Below are 18,439 nucleotides of genomic sequence, written 5' to 3'. Positions count from 1 at the left end.
TCATGGGCGCGCTCAAAGGAGGGCAGATCCGTGGACGAAGGAACGCGCAGGGCATTGCTGATCGGGGTGGGTGAAACCCCGGCCGCGGCGCATCGCTTCCCCCCGCTGCAAAACGCGGTCACCGCGGACCTGCACGAATTGGGCGCAGCTCTCACTGACGCCGGCTACGACGTCGAGACGCTGCGGGACCCAACCCGCAACGAGATCGCCGACCGCATCACCCGGATCGCACAGGACGCCCCGGCCGGCAGCACCCTGCTGCTGTACTTCTCCGGACACGGCATCCGGATCCACGACACCGACTACCTGTTGCCCACCGATGCCCTGGCCCCCGCCGATGGCGATCCGGCAGCCTGGAAGCAACCGCACATCACCGAATCCCTGATCGACGCGGACGTCAGCAAGTACCTGTCCGGCTGTACCGCCGGAACCGTCCTGTGGCTGATCGATGCCTGTCGTTCACCCGAGGACAGCGGCCCGGTGGTCTTCGGCAGCGGCATCACCAGGGGCCCGGCCCGCGGCGGCTTCGCCGTCATGACCGGTTGCAAGCCCGGGCAGCGCTGCGGCTACACCGACGCCGGTAGCTTCTTCACCCGCGCGCTCGCCGAGGCCTTCGGGCCATTGACCGAGGCTTCCACGGTGGAGCAGGTCTACCGGACGGCCTCCCTGCGCACCCGCCAATTGGCACTGCACCACCGTGCCGACCCGCAGGAGGTCCGGATCCACTACGGCAGGGACCTGGAGGAGGAGACCCGGGGGACGGTCGTCGCCCCGGGCCGGCGACTGCTCGATTCCTGGCGCGAGGTCGTCCACGCGCCCGAACTCTGGTCCCGGATCCCGGCCTCGGACCAATGCCTGGTACCCCGTTTCCAGGAACAGCTGACTGCCCTTGCCGCCGAGACGGCACGTGACGTCCACCGAGCACAGACCCGGCTGCCCGACCCCTGGGCCGACGACGACTTCCCGGTCCGGCTTCTTCGTCTGCGGATACCGCAGCTTCTCGGCGAGAAAACCGAGCTGTCCGCGCTTGAGGTCACCGCACTGATCGCCGGGGTCTTCCTCCACGAGGCGGCCTGGGCCGACCGGCTCAGCCAGGCCTATGAGGTCGGTCCCTACTTCGTCCGTCCAGAGAAGGACGGAGACTCACTCCGGTCACACTACGAACAGATCGTCAAGCACTATCCGCAGATCGCCGAGGTGCTCTCCCAGACCTACCTGTGGTACACCGATCCGCCGGCGGAGAAGCACGCGGTCGCCCTCTGGCTGACGCACCGCTGGATCGCCGACCGGTTCGAGACCGACGACCAGCCGGTGCCGGTGGAGCGGGCCGACAGGTTCGCCGCCCGGCTGATGGCGGCCGACGAGGCGGCGTCCGCCGGCCGCACCGACCGCGTCCGCGAGCTGTCCTCAGCCCTTCAGCTGATTGCCGCCGGCCCCACGCTCGGCCTGCCGTTCGACCAGTCTGCGCCGCTCCCGAGCCGGCACGCCCTTCCTGAGCGACCCCAGGAGCTCCGGCTGCGCCCGCTGGCCGCACTCCTGCGACTGGCTGCGCTCATGGCCTTCGACGCCCGTACCCTGCCCGAGGTCCTGGCCGAACATCTGGCCGTCTCCGACCGGGTGCGACCGCAGGAGGTGATCGGAGTACTACGGGAGGCGGTCTGGGACACCGAGGACCACGGGAACGAGCCTCAGGACCTGCACCTCGACGTCATGTGCCCGCACCCGGCGCTGCACGCCGCGCTCAGCACCATCGTGGAGGATGTCGACGAACTGAGCCAAATGCTCCGAGACAAGGCCCGCATGATGGCCGCACGCGACGCCCTGCTGCTCACGGGGCTTCCGGCCCGTGCAACGGACCGCAACCTGCGACCGGCCGGCTCACCAGGACAGCGCGCCTACGACGTCCCGCTACTGCAGTTCTCGCTCGCCCAGACCGAGGTGCGCCGCTTGCTGATGGGCGAAAAGCTCTACGATGGTGAGCGGGGCCTTGCCGTGCGCGAGATGTACCAGAACGCCATGGACGCCTGCCGCTACCGCGAGATGCGCCTGCGGTACCTCACCGGACTGGGCCGCACGCCCACGCCGTGGTCCGGTGCCATCCGGATCGGGACGGGCACGGACGCCCGGGGCCGCTACGTCGAGTGTGTCGACAACGGCGTCGGGATGACGGTCGACCAGCTCACCAACACGTTCACCCGCGCCGGCCGCCGCTTCGAGCAGGCCCGCGCCTTTCGGCGGGAACAGGCAGCCTGGCTGCGACACGACCGTTCGCTCCGGCTCTACCCCAACAGCCGGTTCGGCATTGGCGTCTTCAGCTACTTCATGCTGGCCGACGAGATGACGATCACTACGCGTCCGGTCGACGAGGACGGCCGTCCCGCCGCCACCGCTCTGCGGGTGGAGGTGCCGAGCAGCGGCAGCCTGTTCCGTGTGCAGGAGGAGAAGGCCGAACACGGCGACAGCCTTCCTGAGGGCGGCACCCGGGTTCGGCTCTATCTCCGCAACGAGTACGCCCTGCCCGGCTCGGCCTGCGCGGACGTCCTCCGGCCGCTGGTTCTTGTCAGTGAGTTCCGGCTGGAGGCATGGAACGGGGACGACCTCGACCAGGTGTGGCTGCCGGGTGCCCTCCAACTGGGTTCAGGCCAACGGGCTGTCGAGTCCGAGACGGCTGTCGAAGCCGTTCCGGGAACACTCTGGTGGGTCAAGGGCGAAGGAGCGGTCCTCTGTGACGGCATCGCCACCAATGTGCGCCCCTTTGGCTACGTCCTCAACCTGACCGGCCCCCACGCAGGCGAACTGAGCGTCAACCGCAAGAAGCTCGAACGCTATGACCGCGCCTGGGAGGCGGAACAGTGGCGGCTGGGCGCCCAAACCCTCGCGACCTGGCCCGAGTTGGACCTCGCCTGGATGCACAACCTGGAAGACCGCAAGCTCCGGGCAGCCCGAACGCTGTGGCAGGAGTGGCACGACCGCGGCGTCCAGGTGCAGGCCAGGAACGGGTACCGGAACAAGGTCCGCCTGAACGAGGTCGGCTGGTTCAGCCTTGACCAGTGGCTGAACGACAAACACCGCAACAACTACAGCAAGCGGGACATCCAGCACGCCATCCGGCCGTGGCGCTCGACTGTGCTGCGCACAGGTCGCTCCGGCGGGTCCCACGGGCCGCTCTCGCCCGAGGGGCATCCGGTCCCCGAGCCCGGTTGGTCCGCGGTGGCCACGACGGATACCAGGGACTGGCGCAACGTAATCTCGCTCGCCCGGTCCCAGGGAAGCACACCGGCGGAAGTACTCCGCGCCGCCCGCGGACTGCGGATCTCACACGCTTCGTTCGCCGGACCGGCCGTACGTGAGGGCGACCTGGCCTGGAAGCCGACCTACCTCGATTCCGTGATCATGGAGGCGCTGTTGCCTCCCGATGATCCGAGGTTCCGGGCAAGCCGGGATCGGCTTCTCCAGGACCATCCCGGAATCGGCTACCGCCATGCCCCATCGGATCTCAGTGGCATCGTCCGTGCCTCGATGACCAGCGGCCGGACGCTCGGCGAGCTGGCCGACACCTGCGCACGCTACGCCCCGTTCCTCCTCGCCCCACTCGGCGAGGCGCCCGATCACCACCGCGACCACATAGGTGACAAGGACGACCTCAGGCTGCTCTACATACTCCAAGGGACGCAATCCTGGCGGCTGGTGGCCCATGCGTGGGACATCCCCCTCATCGCGGCGACGCTGGGGATCAGCCCCACCGAAGCGTGTCGGAGGGCGTCCCGGTTCTCCTGGCTCGGACGACCGGCTCCCGACCCCACCCTCGTCGCCCAATGGGCGGCCACTCCCGACGAACTGGCACCGGTGCTCCAGCACTACACCGTCCGATCCCCCGACGGCGGCTCCGCGCTCCCCTGGGCCGCCACATTCGATCTGGCCGCGGAGTGGGGCATCTCGCTGCGCAAGGCGGAGAAGCTCCTCGCGCGCGAGGCCGATCGACTGCAACTGACCTACCAGCGGCGGTATTCGAACGGATCGGCCGGCCGCGGTCACATTCCGGAAGAGGAGACCGGAACGCTCGTCGCCCGACTGCACGAGGAGGGGTTCCGGCTGGAAGAAGGCTTCTCCCTCCGCGATCTCGCGTTCGCCGCCCCCCGGCTTGAGTGGTCGGAACTCGCCGACGCATTGGAAGACTTGCGCGGTGCCGGGGTGGACATCCCGGACGGAGGCCGGCTTCTGCGCGCCTGGAACGATCTCCCGCTGCCGAGCAAGTATGCGTTCTCCGGCCGCGACCCGTCCTTCGACGGGGCGGACTACCCCGTGCTGCCCAGTTCGGAGGTGCTGTTCACCGGCAGCCAACAGCTCCAGCAAAAGCTCTCGTTCCTGTGGAAGACCGCTGCCAAGGAGTCCCGCCGCCTGGGCCTCGGATCGGAGCTCACGGCCCCCGAGTTGAGCGCCGAGCTGAAGAACTTCCGACCGTCCTGGGACGAGATCCACGCACTGATCGACCTTGGCGGCGACGAGGACTACGAGGAATGGTTCGAGACTCCCCGCTGGACCCGCCTCACCCCGTCGGCTCTCATCCGCTACGCCCGCGCGAAGAACGTGGGCGCCCGCGCCGCTTTCGGACTGCTGGCTCCGCTCCGGTCCATCGGAGCGGACATTCCCGAGCTCACCGCCGAAGCCCTCGCCGAACTGCCTGAGGACGTACCGGAGGAGACCGACGCGTACGCACTCGACCCCACGTGCCGGGCGTCCGGACCGGACGACCCGATCAGCCCGCTCGACCTCGTCGGCATCGCCGGCCGACTCGGCGAGCCGCTCCCCCGCACCTGGCAGCGCATCATGCCGTACCTCCCGCTGGAACCCGCGGCGGCCTGGCCGACGACCGGCATTCCCGACGTCGTACCGATCTGGCAGGATCTGGCGATCCTCTCCGAAGGTCTCGACGGCATGCCGCCCATGGTGTCGGGCGAGGTGACGCCGGAACGACTTGCCTTCGCGGCCGCGGGGGTCGGGGAAACAGTCGCCTGGGTCCGGGCACGACTCACGAACTACGCAGAACTCTTCACGCTGGATATCCCACCGGAGGATCGGATTTGACGCAGCAACCACCACACGCGTTCGACAAGCCCTACGCCGAGGAGGACCTCGGCCCCCTCGACCGCACGGACTTCGACCAACGCCCCACCCCCGACGGGCGCGGGGTCATGGTGAGTGGTGCCTGTCCACGCTGCCACGGTCGGACCGAGACGGAGATCCGGCGAGGGATTCCGGGGATCGGAGGGAAGGGACTCGTCGACCTGCTCATCGGGCGAAGGAGTGCGGCGGTCGAACCCGAACCGCTGGTCGGGGAAGTGCACTTCTGCGAGTGCGGGCACGCACACCCCGAGCTCCCCCCGGACTCCCTCTTCCTCGGGTGCGGTGCGAGCTGGAGGCTCCGAGCGTGAGTGCCAGATCCGACCGCCGCTGGGCCGAACTGGCCCGGGAACTCGAGTTCACCCGGCTACCCGAGCTCCGCCGCCAGGCCGAAGGCTGGCGAACCGGGCTGACAGGACTGACGGCCCTGCTCACCGTACTCGCCCTCCTGAAGGGGCGGGACAACCTGGCCGATCTGCCGGAATGGGCACGGCTGACGGCCACCGGACTGCTGGTCGGAGCCTTCGCATTGCTCGTCACCGGCTCCCTCCTCGCGATGCGAGCAGCCCACGGTGCCCCGGAAGAAGAGATCCTGCTCGGTGGGCAGGCACTCCGCCGATGGACCGAACGGGAAGCATCCCGGGTGACGACAGCGCTGGCTCGGGCGTCGGCCTGCTGCGTGCTCGGCCTCATGCTGATCGTGGCCGCTGTCGCCGTCACGTGGACCGCCACCCAGACCAAACCCGCGAACCTCGTCAGGGTCACCACCCCCTCCGGCGAGATGTGCGGCGAGTTGGTGTCGGCAGATCAGCGCCAGCTCCTGATCCGCCCGACGACAACGTCAGGTAGCGCGACCGTGCCTATGGGGAGCCTGCTGGGCATGCATCCCGTCGCATCGTGCTGAGCGCCGCAGGACCGGGAACCGTCCGCCCGGAAACGCGCTTTCAGGCGGACGGTTCGCGATGGGCCCCGGGTCAGGCCTTGGGGCCCGCGGACTGGACGACCTCGAAGGACCAGAGGGTGGAGCCGGAGGCGGCGGGGCGCTTGGGGGCCTCGCCGGCGGGGCCGTTCTGGTGGGCGGCCTTCATGGGGCCCTCCATCCAGGCCTTGAAGTCCTCCTCGCTGCGCCAGCGGGTGTAGACGAGGTACTGGTCGGTGCCCTCGACGGGGCGGAGGAGCTCGAACCACTCGAAGCCGTCCGAGTTCTCCACCGCGCCGGCCCGGGAGGCGAAGCGCTGCTCCAGCACCTCGCGCTGCTCGGCCGGCACCGTCAGGACGTTGATCTTGACGACGGACATGGCGCACTCCTTCTGCTCCGGTGACTGCTTACGGGGAGCAGTCTGCTACACCTCACGGCCGGACCGTTCGGAGGCACCGGCGGTCACGGCGGGTAGTGGGGCGTCGACATGCAGGGACCGGGCCCGGGTGGAAGCCTGGAGGTAGAGCCCAGAACCCGAGGGACAGGGGAACGGTCATGGGTATCGGCGACAAGTTCCGGGACAAGGCCCAGCAGGCCGAGGAAGAGGCCAAGCAGCGCATCGGAAGCGGGCAACCGCAACAGGACGAGGCCCAGCAGAAGGCCTCGCAGGCCCAGCAACAGGCCCAACAGCAGGGTCAGCAGAACGTGGACGACCAGGGGAACGACATCGAGGGCCAGCGGTAGCGGCGGCTGTCGAGCGGGGACGGCCGGGGCGAGTCCTCGGCCGCCCCCGTCCCCGCCCCCATCCCCACCCCCGTCGGCATCGGGCTCAGGCTCAGGCGATCCACGGCGGGAGGACGCGCTGGTCGTCGCGCGGGGCGAGGGCGCAGGCGTCGGGCGGGGTGACGGCGTCGGGGTTGTAGGCGTGGGCGGGGGACGGGGAGGCGACGACGGCGGTGAAGCCGGTGTCGGTGGCGATCTGCCGGAGGGTGTCGGCGGGGAGGGCGGCGGTGTCTCCGGCGGCGAGGGTGAAGACCTCCCCCGCCAGGTCGATCCGGGCGGTGCCGGTGAGGAGTGTCCAGACCTGCTCGGTGTCCATGGCGTGCAGCGGGCCCCGGGCGCCGGCGGTCATGTCGACGTGCCAGACGGCGAGGGAGGTGGCGCCCTGGGTGGGCGAGGCGTAGGTGGTCATGACGGCGTTCGGGGTCTCGGTGCGGCGGGCGTCGGTCCGGCGGATGACGGGCATGGCGAGGGAACCCCCTAAGATGGACAATGAAGTTGTCTATATGGTCAATGAGGTTGTCTATCGTGTCAAGTGAACCGTCCCCGCCGGGATTTGAGCTACCGCTGCGCCTACTGCTCGCCTTCCGGACGATCATCGACGAGCTGCACGAGCGCATCGCCCGCGAAGGCCACCCCGACCTGCGCCCGATGCACGGTTTCGTCTTCCAGGCGATCGGCCCGCACGGCACCACCGCCACCGAGCTCGGCCGCCGCCTCGGCGTCACCAAGCAGGCCGCGGGCAAGACCATCGACGGCCTGGAGCAGCTCGGCTACGTCGAGCGGGCCGCCGACCCGGCCGACACCCGGCGCAAGCTGGTCCGGCTCACCGCACGCGGGTTGGACTGCCTGCTCCGCTCGGCCCGGATCTTCGACGAGCTGCGCGAGGAGTGGGCGGCGGCCCTGGGCGAGGAGCAGCTGCGCCAACTGGAGGACGGCCTGCGCTTGCTCGCCCCCGGCGACCCGTTCCGCCTCGACACCCCGCGCTGGTTCGGGGCACCGTAACCCCGTTACCGGTCTCAGGAGTTGGGCAGACCGCCGGTCGCCAGGGTCTGGTTCTTGTACGCCTTCACGCCGGTGATCTCGGCGCCGAACCACTCCGGCGCCGAGAACGCCGCCGCCTCGGCCTCCGAGCCGAACTCGACCTCGACGGTGCGCAGTCCGGCCAACTCCCCCTGGTAGACGTCCGCGTAGACCGTGACGCCGGACGCGTCGAAGGTGTAGCGCTCCTTGACCAGCCGCGCGCCCTCGGTGGCCGGCCAGAGTTCGGTGAACTCCTGTTCCCCCAGCTCGCGTTCCACCTCGATCCGCACCGGGGAACCGGCGCCGGACGCCTTGCGCTTGACGCCGAGGACGCAGCTGCCGCCGATCCGCCGCAGCCGCACCTCCGTCCCGTCGTCCTTGATCGCGATGTACCCCTGCTCGATGTGCTGCCGCACCGCCGTCTCCGGCGGCTCGAAGGCCTCCAGCAGGAACTTGCGCTCGATCTCGAGCGGCACGCCGCACCACCCTTCCCGGTCACGCCCCACGGGCCGACGGACGAACGGACGGTCAGAACGACCGCCCCTCCCCACGGTACGGCCCCTGCGGCCCCGACGGGTCCGGACGGTCGCGCCGGTCCGCGCAGAGCGAGGAGCTGAGCCGGTTCAGGACCCCGGCGAGCTCGGCGTACCGCTGCTCGTCCCAGTCCCCCAGCAGTTCGGCGAGCTGGGTGCGCCGGGCGGCGACCAGCCGCAGCGCCGCCTCCTCCCCCGGTTCGGTGAGCCGCAGCGGCAGCCCGCCGGCCCTCGCCGCCAGCCCCCGGCCCTCCACCTCCCGGACGGCCTCCTCGATCACCGAGACCGGGACGATCCGCCGCTCGGCCAGTTCGGCCGGCTCGACCGAGCCGTGCTGGTGCATCTGGAGGAGCAGCCAGCTGGAGGCGGGCCGCAGGTCCAGCCCGGCGGTCTCGGTGATCCGCCGGAAGAGGTCGCGCCGGGCCTCGCGGCTGTTCAGCACCGACAGGGCGCGGGCGATCTCGTCCAGCGAGGTCCGCTCGACCGGGTTGACCCCGATGGACTCGCTGAGGTCCGGAGCGGTGACGGTGGAGCGCAGCTTCTGTTCGCGCAGGAACAGCGACAGCACGAAGGCGACCACCGCGACCGGCACCGCGTACAGGAACACGCGGGTGATCGACTCGGCGTACGCGTGGTAGACGCCCGGCTGGACGGCGGCCGGCAGTTGGGGGATGACGCGCGGGTCGGAGGTGATGACCTCCGGTCGGAAGCCGGGCGGCAGCGGCACCCCCGCCAGGGCGTCGGCGAGCCGGCTGCGCAGTCCGCTCGCGAAGACCGTCCCGAAGATGGAGACGCCGAAGGAGGCCCCGATGGAGCGGAAGAAGGTGGCGCCCGCGGTGGCCACGCCGAGGTCCTCGTAGCCGACCGAGTTCTGCACGATCAGCACCAGCACCTGCATCACCAGTCCCAGCCCGAGGCCGAAGACCAGGAAGTAGAAGCTCATCTCGGCGGTGCTGCTGTGCTCGTCCAGCCGGGAGAGCAGCAGCAGCCCGATGGTCGTCACGGCCGTCCCGGCGATCGGGAAGATCCGGTAGTGGCCGGTACGGGCGACGATCTGGCCGGAGCCGATCGAGGTGAGCAGCATGCCGAGCACCATCGGCAGCATGTGGATGCCGGACATGGTGGGCGAGACCTGCTGGACCACCTGGAGGAAGGTCGGCAGGTAGGTCAGCGCGCCGAACATCGCGAAGCCGACCACGAAGGAGATCACCGCGACCAGGCTGAACGTCCGCGAGCGGAACAGCCGCAGCGGCAGCACCGGCTCCGCGGCCGTCCGCTCGACCTGGACGAAGGCGAGCAGCAGCACCAGCCCGAGCACGCCGAGGCCGACGACCTGCCAGGACGTCCAGGCCCAGGTGGTCCCGCCGAGCGAGGTCATCAGCACCAGGCAGGTGGCGACGGCGGCGATCAGGACGGTGCCCAGGTAGTCGATCCGGTGCTCGCGCCGGACCTCCAGCCCGTGCAGCACCGCCGCGATCACCACCAGGGCGACGATGCCGATCGGCAGGTTGATGTAGAACACCCAGCGCCAGCTGAGGTGGTCGACGAACACCCCGCCGAGCAGCGGGCCGAGCACGCTGGTGACGCCGAAGACGGCGCCGAAGAGGCCCTGGTAGCGGCCGCGGTCCCGGGGCGCGACGAGGTCGCCGACGATCGCCTGGGAGAGCACCATCAGCCCGCCGCCGCCCAGGCCCTGGAGGGCGCGGAAGGCGATCAGCTCGCCCATGTTCTGGGCGATCCCGCACAGCACCGAGCCGAGCAGGAAGATCACGATGGAGGCCTGGAAGAAGCGCTTCCGGCCGTACATGTCGCCGAGCTTGCCCCACAGCGGGGTCGCGGCGGTGGAGGCCAGCAGGTAGGCGGTGACCACCCAGGAGAGGTGGTCGAGGCCGCCGAGGTCGCTGACGATGGTCGGCAGCGCGGTGGAGACGATGGTCTGGTCGAGGGCCGCGAGCAGCATCGCCAGCAGCAGGGCGCCGATCGGCACCCAGAGGTTGGGGACGGTGACCGCCGGCGGGCCGGGCTCGCCCGCCGGGCTCCGGCCGGACGCGGTGCGCGGCTCCGTCATCGGGTCCCCGCGGGCGTCACGGCGTCCGCGCGGGGCGTCACGGCGTCTCCCCGGGCATCACGGCGTCTCCGTGGGCATGGCGTCTCCATGGGGTCCCGGGCCCGTCGGCCGGGCCGTGCGGATGATCACTCCCAGCTCACCGCGCTGGTCGGTTTCGTCCCGGTATGTTCCACCGGGTTGAGCCGAGCGTAAGCGCCGGGGACAACCGCCGCGCTCCGGGCGTTCTCGGAGGAGCCAACCCGCACCAACCGGCACAACACCCCCGCCGGGGGACGGACGCCCCTGTCCCCCCTTCGGACGGTCCTGCATAATCAGGCCCGATCGTGCGCCCGGATCCGCCGGGAACACGCGCCGAACGCGCACCGGACGATCGACCGACTGAACGAACGACGACTGACCAACGACCGACCGACCGACCGCGAAGTCGACGCGAAACCGAGGAGGACCGGCCGATGCCGGACCAGCACTGCCCGACGTGCGGCACCGCACGCTCCACCGGGTGCGGCTGCGTCCCGGACCCGAGCCTCACCGAGACCGCCGTCCTGCCGCACGTCGAGGGCCCGCCGCTGGTCCGCCCGTACGTTCCGCAGACCGCCGACCAGGTGGCCGACGAGAGCCACCCGAACGCGCCGGTGGTGGACCCGTTCGCGACCACGGTGCTGCCGCCGGTCCCCCCGGGGCAGCCCGCCCCCGGGCAGCCGGCCGCTCCCCCGCTCGGACCGGACGCGGACGCGTACGCCACCACGGTGCTGCCGCCCGTCGCCCCGGGACAGGACCCCTTCGGGTCGGCGCAGGCCCCCTTCGGGTCGGGACAGGCCCCGGCCGGCCCCGGGCAGGACCCGTTCGGCCCCGCCGCCGACGGCTACCCCGGCGCCCACCCCGGCGGCCACGGGGACGCGTACGCCACCACCGTGCTGCCGCCGGTCCCGCCCGCCGGGCCGGGCGGGAACGAGATCGGCCTCTTCGCCTTCGGGCAGGCACCCGGCGCCGGGCAGGGCCCGGACGTCGCGCGGGCCCCGGACGTGCCCGGGCCCGAGGGCGGCGGCCGGGCCGCCAGACGGGCGGCCGAGCAGGCCGAGCGGCGCCCGCTCGCCCAGCGCAAGGGGCTGCTCGCCGGGATCGGCGCCGCCCTGGTCGCGCTCACCATCGGCGTCGCGTACGCGGTGACGCCCTCCGCCGAACCGCCGGCCAAGCAGGCGCAGCCGCTGCCGACGAGCACCCTGGCGCCCGCCCCGGTGAACCCGCCCACCCTGGCGACACCCGTTCCGACCACGGCGGCGCCGACCAGCGAGGCGCCCAGCCCGACGCCCACCGCCACCCGCAAGCCGAGCCCGACGAAGACGGTCACCCCGCCGCCGACGGCCGCACCGACCACCGAGGCCCCGGCCGCTCCCCCCGCCCCGGCCCCCACGCCGACCGTTCCCCCGGCCCCCTCCCCGACCCCGACGCCCACCACCGCCCCGACCCCGCGCGTGCTGCAGTCCGGGATGAGCGGGCCCGACGTGACCGCCCTCCAGCAGAAGCTCGCCGTCGTCGTCTGCTGGGCGAGCGTGCCGGTGACCGGGGTGTACGACGACACCACCGTGAACACCGTCGGCTACGTCCAGTGGATGTGGGCCGTCAAGGGGGACAAGCGGGGCGTCTTCGGCCCCAACACCCGTGCCGCCCTGGACGCCCACAACAGCTGCTGAGGCCGACGGGCGGCGGACGGCGGACGGCGGACGGATCAGCCGGTGATCGCCCCGAAGATGCTGATGCCCGCCAGCACCACCATGATCGCCGCCGCCACCCGGATGATCAGCTTCATCGGCACGTACTTGAGCAGCTTCTGTCCACCCACGATGGCGATCCCGCCGACCGCGCACAGCGCCAGCCAGGAGCCGAGGCCGACGGCCAGCGGGTCGGCGTACTTGGCGGCCAGGTTGGCGGTCATGATCTGGGTCAGGTCGCCGAACTCGGCGATCGCGACCACCACGAAGCTGGCCCCGGCCACCTTCCAGAAGCTGTTCGAGGACGGCTCCTTGGCCGCGTGCTCGTCCTCGTCCTCGCCGCCGTGGAACAGCAGCATCGCCGCGCCGACCAGGAACAGCAGGCCGGTGACGCCCTCCACCCAGCGGTGCGGCAGCAGCGAGAGCAGGTGCCCGGCGGCGAGCGCGAGGCCCACCTGGAGGGCGAAGGCGGCGGCGATGCCCGCGAAGACGTAGCTCGCGCGGTACTTGGTGCCGAGCACCAGGCTGGCCAGCGCGGTCTTGTCCGGCAGTTCGGCCAGGAAGATGATGCCGAAGGTCAACGCGGCAACGGTGAGACTCATCAGGGGTTTTCCTCGGTCGGAGGCTGCCCGGCCGCCGCGGCTCCGTCAGGGGACGCTTCGGCCCGACAGCACTGGTCATGGTCACAGCACTGCGGCCGAAGGTCTCGCCGGCACCGTTCATCGAGCGGTGCCCCGGGCGCCGGGCCCCTGGGGGCCAGTATGTCGACGGTCCGGTGGAGGGCTACTCCCCTTCAACGGCCCCAAGCGTACCCGACGGCGTCAACCAACCCCTCTCGGAAGACCGACGAGGGCCACGACGACCCACGGTGACCTACGACGGGCCGACGGGCACCGCCCCGCCTACCGGCCGCCCCCGTCCGGCTCGACCGCGACCAGCCCGCGCCCGACCAGTTCCAGCACCACCACGATCGCCACCGATTCCACCGCCAGCAACCCGATCAGCACGAACAGCTGCACCGCCCCCGCCTGGACCGGCGAGGACCCGCCCAGCAGCATCCCGACGAACGCCCCGGGCAGGGTGACCAGGCCGACCGTCCGGGTCTGGTCCAGTGCCGGGACGAGCGAGGTCGCCGCCGCCGTCCGGCAGATCTCCAGCCGGGCGTCGCGCTCCTCGAAGCCGAGCGCCAGCGCGGCCTCCACCTCGCCGCGCCGCAGCCGCAGCTCGTCCAGGGCCCGCCGCCCGGCCAGCGAGGTCGCGCTGAGCGCGCCGCCGATCAGGATGCCCGCGACCGGGATGACGGACAGGCCCTCGGCCGGCAGCAGTCCGGCGCCCAGCAGCAGGGCGAGCACCGGCAGCACCCCGGCACCGATCGGGGCGGCCGCCCAGACCCAGCCCGGGCCCGGGGTCATCCGCCGTCCGGCGGTGCGCACCGCGACCGAGAACATCACCAGCACGAACAGCGCCGACCACCAGAGCGAACCGACCACCCAGCTGATCACCGCGGCGACGGCCGCCAGCTGCACCACCGCGCGCAGCCCGGCCCGCAGGACGGCGTGCCCGTGGCCGAGCAGGCCCCGCCCGGCCACCGCGACGGCGGCCAGCAGCAGCACGGCGGTGACCACCCCGAGCACCGGGGTGACCGGCAGCAGCTGGCCGCCCGACGCCGCCAGCGGCACCGGCATCAGATCCAGCTGGTGAACCACATCCGGTCCTGCCAGGACGACATCGGGATCACCTCCGCCGTGTACAGCGGGTAGAAGAAGGCGAAGCAGCCGACGATCGCGAGCACGACCGCCCCGGCCCCGATCGCCCCGACCCGGCGGCGCTCGGGGCTGCACCCGGCCGGGCCGAGGATCGCCCCGAGCATCTGGGCGACGGCCAGGCAGAGGAACGGCACCAGCACGACCATGTAGAAGGAGAAGATCGTCCGCTCCTGGTAGCGGAACCAGGGCAGGTAGACCGCGGCGACCGCGCACAGCACCGCGCCCGAGCGCCAGTCCCGCCGGAAGAACCAGCGCCACAGCAGGTAGACCAGCGCGAAGCAGGCCGCCCACCACAGGAACGGCGTGCCGAGGCCGAGGATCTGCGCCGCGCAGCCGCCCGAGGAGGTGCAGCCGTGCTGCCCGTACGGGATCTGCTCCCAGTACATCGAGACCGGGCGGCCGTCGACCAGCCAGGCGAAGGGGTTGGACTGGTAGGTGTGCGGGGTGCTCAGGCCGGTGTTGAAGTCGTACATCTGCGCGTGGTAGTGCCACAGGCTGCGCAGCGGCGCGGGCACCCAGCCCATCGGGACCTGCGGCAGCGGGATGCCGAGGACGCTGTCCGGGGAGAGCCCGGCGCGCCCGTCGGCCCAGTGCCGGTCGTAACCGCCCCCGCCGTTGGCGCCGCTGCCTCCGGTGGCCAGCCAGCCGCTCCAGGCGCCGACGTACACCACCACGGCGGAGCCGACCATGGCGAGGAAGGCGGGGACGGCGTCCAGGCGCAGCATGGAGCGCCAGGGGCGGCGGGCGCCGGCCCCGCGGCGGCCGGACTGGTCCCACAGGACGGTCAGGATGCCGAAGGCGGCGAGGATCGGGGCGCCGTTCCACTTGACCGCGCAGGCCGCGCCGACGAACACCCCGGCGGCGATCCGCCAGGGGCGCCAGCCGAGCCGGACGGCGTCGGCGTCGGCCACCCCGGCGAGCCTGGCGCGGACGTGGTCGCGGTCGACCAGCAGGCTGCCGAAGGACGCGAGCACGAAGAACATCTGGATGCCGTCGAGCAGGCCGACCCGGCTCATCACCAGCTGGAGGCCGTCCACCGCCATCAGCAGCGCGGCGGTGCAGCCGACCAGGGTGGAGCCGAAGAGGCGGCGGCCGATCCGGGCGAGCATCAGCACGGCGAGGGTGCCGAGCAGGGCGGTCATGAACCGCCAGCCGAAGGGGTTGAGCCCGAACAGCTGCTCGCCGGTCGCCATCACCCACTTGCCGAGCGGCGGGTGCGCGACGAACTCGGGCGCGGAGCCCAGCGGGATCGACTGCGGGACGGAGAGGATGTCGGCGTTGGCGTGGTCCGGCCAGGTGCCCTCGTAGCCCTGCTGGAGCAGCGACCAGGCGTCCTTGGGGTAGTACGTCTCGTCGAAGACGAAGGCGTTGGGGTGGCCGAGGTTCCAGAACCGCAGCAGGCCGGCGAAGAGCGCGACGGCGATCGGTCCGAGCCAGCCGGAGCGGTCGGCCGCCCAGCGGACCAGGCCCCCGCGCGGGGCCGGGGCCGGGGCGGCGGAGGTCGGGGCCGCCGGTGGGTGCGTGAGCGCCGCTTGCGTCATAGCCTCGCCGATTTCGCCTGTCTGCTCTGCCCGGGGCCTGGCTCCGCCCGGGTCGCGCCGCGCCCGCCGGGGCCGGGCGGTCAACAGCCACTGACACTATGTGGCGGTGCCCGCGAAGCCAAGCGCGACGGGCGCCGACCAGGTGACCTGGTCGGCGCCCGTGACGAACACCCGTGCGGGCCGTTCCGCTACGCGGCGGTCTGCAGTTCCCGGACCGGGACGGCGTGGACCACGGCCGGGGCCGCGTTGTCCTGCTCCGGCGTGAGGTACGGGCGCAGCCGCAGCGCCAGGACGACGATCAGCACCGTGGAGCCCGCCATGGCCGCCAGGTAGAGCGGCCAGGCGCCGGAGCCGACCAGCAGCACGCCGACGGCGGGGCCGACCGCGATCGCGATCTGCTTCACCAGGGAGTACCCGGCGTTGTAGGTGCCGAGCAGCCGGGCCGGGGCGAGGTCCGCGACGATCGGGCCCATGGTGGGCGCGAGCAGCGACTCGCCGACGCCGAAGAGGGCGTAGATCGAGACGATGGCGACCGTGGCGGCCATGGTCTCCGTCCGGATCAGGCCGGCCACCAGGGCCATCGCCCAGGCGCCGAGCCAGACCATGCCGGCCGCGGCCATCGCGGTGGTGCGGCGGCGGCGCGCGGTGATCCGCACCATGAACATCTGCAGCACCACGATGGTCAGCGCGTTGGCGCCGATCGCGAAGCCCAGGGTGGAGGGCGCGGTGCCGACGGTGGAGGTGGCGAAGGCCGCGACACCGGACTCGAACTGGCCGTAGCAGGTGAAGAAGATCAGCCCGGCGAGCAGGCAGAGCCGCAGCATCGCCTTGTCGGCGACCAGGGCGCGCAGGCCGGTCGGGCCGTCGGCCTTCTCGTGGACGGCGGTCAGCTGGACCTTGGATATCCGAGCGGTGCCGGTGACCAGGGCGAGGCCGAGGAACGTCGCCGCCTCGATGGTGAACAGCCGGGTGAGGCTGGCCGGGTCGGACACGTTCACGATCTGCCCGCCGACCAGCGCACCGATGCCCATGCCCAGGTTGACCAGGGTGAACTGGAGCGCGAAGGCACGCGAGCGGGTGGCGGCCGTGGAGCAGCGGACGATCATGGTGGCGAGCGCCGGCTGGCAGGTGGTGACACCCGCGCCGAACAGGAAGGCGGAGACCAGCAGGGCCGGGGTGCCGGTGGCGTGGCCGAAGGCGAACGCGCCGGTGGCGGCGAGCGCCGTACCGGCCAGCAGCACCGGGCGGGGGCCGTACTTGTCGATGCCGCGGCCGATGAACGGGAGGACGGCGAGGGCCGCCAGCGCGAAGAGGGTGAACACCATCCAGGCGACCATCGACCCCAGCCCGCGCACCTGGTCCACGTACACGAACATGTACGGCATCGTGAACCCGCTGCCGAACGCACTGAGCGCGTTGCCGATCTGGACGCGGCGCAGCGGGCCGCCCGCTCCACGCCGCTGCCTCTGCTGCTTCACCGTGCCGGTCACCGTGCACATCCCTTCCTGGTTTCAACTGGATACTCTTAAGTCCAGAAGATTTCAGAGCTAAAGTTTGACGAGATAAAGTCTTAGCACCGGAAGAGTGCGGAGTCAAAGGCTTAAGGAGTGCACGCTCGTGCGACACTGGTCCGCATGACTACGGACAAGCCGCGGCCGGCCACTGACAAGCCCGCCCCGGCCACCCCCCTGGAGTTCGGCATCGCCGAGCAAGTGGCCCTCTACCAGCGGGAGTTCCCCACGGTCGACCCCCAGGTGGAGACCATCGTGCAGACCCTCAACCGGGTCTCCCGGCGGATGGGCGTGGCGTACGACCGCCAGCTGACTGTGCTCGGAATCACCTCCGCCGAGTGGGAGGTGCTCAAGGCCCTGGTGGTCGCCGGCAGCCCGTACCAGCTGGGGCCGGGCGAGCTGGCCAAGCGGCTCGGACTCACCCCGGCGGCGATGACGCACCGGATCGACCGGATGGTCGCCGACGGCCTGGTCACCCGGGAGCGGGACGAGAACAACCGGGTGCGGGTGATCATCGAGCTGACCGAGACCGGCCGGGACAAGTGGCTGGAGTCGATGCGGATGGCGGCGGTGTTCGAGGAGGAGCTGCTCCAGGACGTCGCGGGCGAGGACCGCGCCGCGCTCTCCGCAATGCTGGGCCGGATGCTGCGGCGGATCGAGGAGAGCCGGCCGGACGCCCCCGGCCGCACCTCCGGCCAGGCGTAGCCCGGCACTGGGAACACAAAGGAGCCCGGGGCCGGGAACGCGGAGGATCCCGGCCCGCCGGATAGTCGTTAGCTTCCAACCCTTCGATATGAGAATCTGCCTGGCTCTGGAACGATCCTGATGCTCCGTTACCGATTGGGCTCCACCATGCAGATCAAGCGCACCTCCGCCCTGCTCGCCGCCGTCGTCGCGGCCGGACTGGGGCTCACCGCATGCAACAGCGACGGTTCGTCCACCGCCGCCCCGAGCACCGCCGCGAGCACTCCTGCGGCGGCCGCTCCGACGACCCCGGCCGCCGCGCCCTCCGCCCCGGTGTCCGCGCCCTCCACGCCGGCGACCGGTGCCCCGGCCGCCACTCCGTCCGCTCCGGCGGCGGGCGGGACCGCACCCGCCACCGCGGTCCAGAACGGCAAGACCAGGCCCGCCGACCTTCCCGCCGACATCCCGCTCCCCACCGGGAAGATCACCACGGTCAACGGCGCGACCGGCGGCTACCTCATCACCTGCGAGGCCACCGACGGCGACCTCGCCGCGTACCAGGCGGCGCTCAAGGCCGCCGGCTTCGAGGTGTCCCCGGTGGGCGACGGTTCGGTCCTCGCCGAGAAGGGCGAGAGCAACCTGCTGATCACCAGCTCGTCGACCACGATCACGGTCACCTACGCCAAGATCTGAGCGGCCCGACACAGCGGGGGGGGGGGGGGGGCGGGGCGGAGCGGGGGGGGGGGCCCCCCCCCAGCGGGGGGGTGGGGGGAAGGGAAGAGGG

At 71.7% G+C, this 18,439-nt stretch carries 15 protein-coding genes; 7 read left to right on the top strand and 8 right to left on the bottom strand.

The genetic code is table 11. From position 1 onward, the window contains the following. The first annotated feature begins 30 nt into the window (after positions 1-30). On the top strand, positions 31-5,085 hold the full coding sequence (locus ACWDCZ_RS06285; RefSeq protein ID WP_449815350.1) for an HD domain-containing protein: 5,055 nt from the start codon (positions 31-33) through the stop codon (positions 5,083-5,085). Positions 5,086-5,428: 343 nt separating this feature from the next. Next, positions 5,429-6,025, top strand: coding sequence for a hypothetical protein (locus ACWDCZ_RS06280; protein WP_049650518.1), 597 nt, complete (start codon positions 5,429-5,431; stop codon positions 6,023-6,025). A 70-nt stretch (positions 6,026-6,095) separates the two neighbouring features. On the opposite strand, the gene ACWDCZ_RS06275 is transcribed toward ACWDCZ_RS06280, so the two are convergent. Continuing rightward, entirely contained in the window at positions 6,096-6,419 is a 324-nt protein-coding gene (locus ACWDCZ_RS06275; protein WP_074000815.1) for an antibiotic biosynthesis monooxygenase family protein, read from the bottom strand. A 176-nt stretch (positions 6,420-6,595) separates the two neighbouring features. Between ACWDCZ_RS06275 and ACWDCZ_RS06270 the strand changes: the two genes are divergently transcribed. Continuing rightward, positions 6,596-6,784, top strand: a complete 189-nt coding sequence (locus tag ACWDCZ_RS06270) for a hypothetical protein (protein ID WP_074000814.1) — start codon at positions 6,596-6,598, stop codon at positions 6,782-6,784. A 91-nt stretch (positions 6,785-6,875) separates the two neighbouring features. Here ACWDCZ_RS06270 and ACWDCZ_RS06265 read toward each other — a convergent pair whose 3' ends face one another. Beyond that, positions 6,876-7,286, bottom strand: coding sequence for a cupin domain-containing protein (locus ACWDCZ_RS06265; protein WP_449815349.1), 411 nt, complete (start codon positions 7,284-7,286; stop codon positions 6,876-6,878). A gap of 62 nt (positions 7,287-7,348) precedes the next feature. On the opposite strand from ACWDCZ_RS06265, the gene ACWDCZ_RS06260 reads away from it, so the two are divergent. Further along, entirely contained in the window at positions 7,349-7,825 is a 477-nt protein-coding gene (locus ACWDCZ_RS06260) for a MarR family winged helix-turn-helix transcriptional regulator (protein ID WP_449815348.1), read from the top strand. Between the two features lie 14 nt (positions 7,826-7,839). On the opposite strand, the gene ACWDCZ_RS06255 is transcribed toward ACWDCZ_RS06260, so the two are convergent. Both ACWDCZ_RS06255 and ACWDCZ_RS06250 read right to left on the bottom strand, forming a co-directional pair. Then, a complete protein-coding gene (locus tag ACWDCZ_RS06255) occupies positions 7,840-8,319 on the bottom strand; it encodes a CYTH domain-containing protein (protein ID WP_049650521.1) in 480 nt (159 codons plus the stop codon). Between the two features lie 52 nt (positions 8,320-8,371). Further along, complete coding sequence (locus tag ACWDCZ_RS06250; protein ID WP_449815347.1) at positions 8,372-10,444, bottom strand: MFS transporter; 2,073 nt, start codon at positions 10,442-10,444, stop codon at positions 8,372-8,374. 452 nt (positions 10,445-10,896) lie between these two features. Between ACWDCZ_RS06250 and ACWDCZ_RS06245 the strand changes: the two genes are divergently transcribed. Continuing rightward, positions 10,897-12,135 carry a hypothetical protein gene (locus tag ACWDCZ_RS06245; RefSeq protein ID WP_449815346.1) on the top strand — a complete coding sequence of 413 codons (1,239 nt, stop codon included), beginning with the start codon at positions 10,897-10,899 and terminating at the stop codon, positions 12,133-12,135. Between the two features lie 35 nt (positions 12,136-12,170). On the opposite strand, the gene ACWDCZ_RS06240 is transcribed toward ACWDCZ_RS06245, so the two are convergent. The 4 genes from ACWDCZ_RS06240 to ACWDCZ_RS06225 form a co-directional block, all read right to left on the bottom strand. Further along, entirely contained in the window at positions 12,171-12,758 is a 588-nt protein-coding gene (locus tag ACWDCZ_RS06240; RefSeq protein WP_049656026.1) for a TMEM165/GDT1 family protein, read from the bottom strand. A gap of 297 nt (positions 12,759-13,055) precedes the next feature. Next, positions 13,056-13,838, bottom strand: a complete 783-nt coding sequence (locus tag ACWDCZ_RS06235; RefSeq protein ID WP_449815379.1) for an ABC transporter permease — start codon at positions 13,836-13,838, stop codon at positions 13,056-13,058. Further along, the gene (locus tag ACWDCZ_RS06230) at positions 13,838-15,460 is read right to left on the bottom strand and encodes a dolichyl-phosphate-mannose--protein mannosyltransferase (protein WP_449815345.1); all 1,623 of its coding nucleotides are present in this window, start codon (positions 15,458-15,460) and stop codon (positions 13,838-13,840) included. The genes ACWDCZ_RS06235 and ACWDCZ_RS06230 overlap by 1 nt, the downstream gene beginning before the upstream one ends. Before the next feature lie 188 nt (positions 15,461-15,648). Next, on the bottom strand, positions 15,649-16,950 hold the full coding sequence (locus ACWDCZ_RS06225) for an MFS transporter (protein WP_449815344.1): 1,302 nt from the start codon (positions 16,948-16,950) through the stop codon (positions 15,649-15,651). Positions 16,951-17,094: 144 nt separating this feature from the next. Here ACWDCZ_RS06225 and ACWDCZ_RS06220 point away from each other — a divergent pair, with 144 nt between their 5' ends. Both ACWDCZ_RS06220 and ACWDCZ_RS06215 read left to right on the top strand, forming a co-directional pair. Beyond that, positions 17,095-17,676 carry a MarR family winged helix-turn-helix transcriptional regulator gene (locus tag ACWDCZ_RS06220; RefSeq protein ID WP_449815343.1) on the top strand — a complete coding sequence of 194 codons (582 nt, stop codon included), beginning with the start codon at positions 17,095-17,097 and terminating at the stop codon, positions 17,674-17,676. A 120-nt stretch (positions 17,677-17,796) separates the two neighbouring features. Further along, positions 17,797-18,348, top strand: a complete 552-nt coding sequence (locus tag ACWDCZ_RS06215; RefSeq protein ID WP_449815342.1) for a hypothetical protein — start codon at positions 17,797-17,799, stop codon at positions 18,346-18,348. Positions 18,349-18,439 lie beyond the last annotated feature (91 nt).

This window comes from Kitasatospora sp. NPDC001225 (genome assembly GCF_053597855.1).
This window is presented reverse-complemented; position numbering and strand designations above follow the sequence as displayed.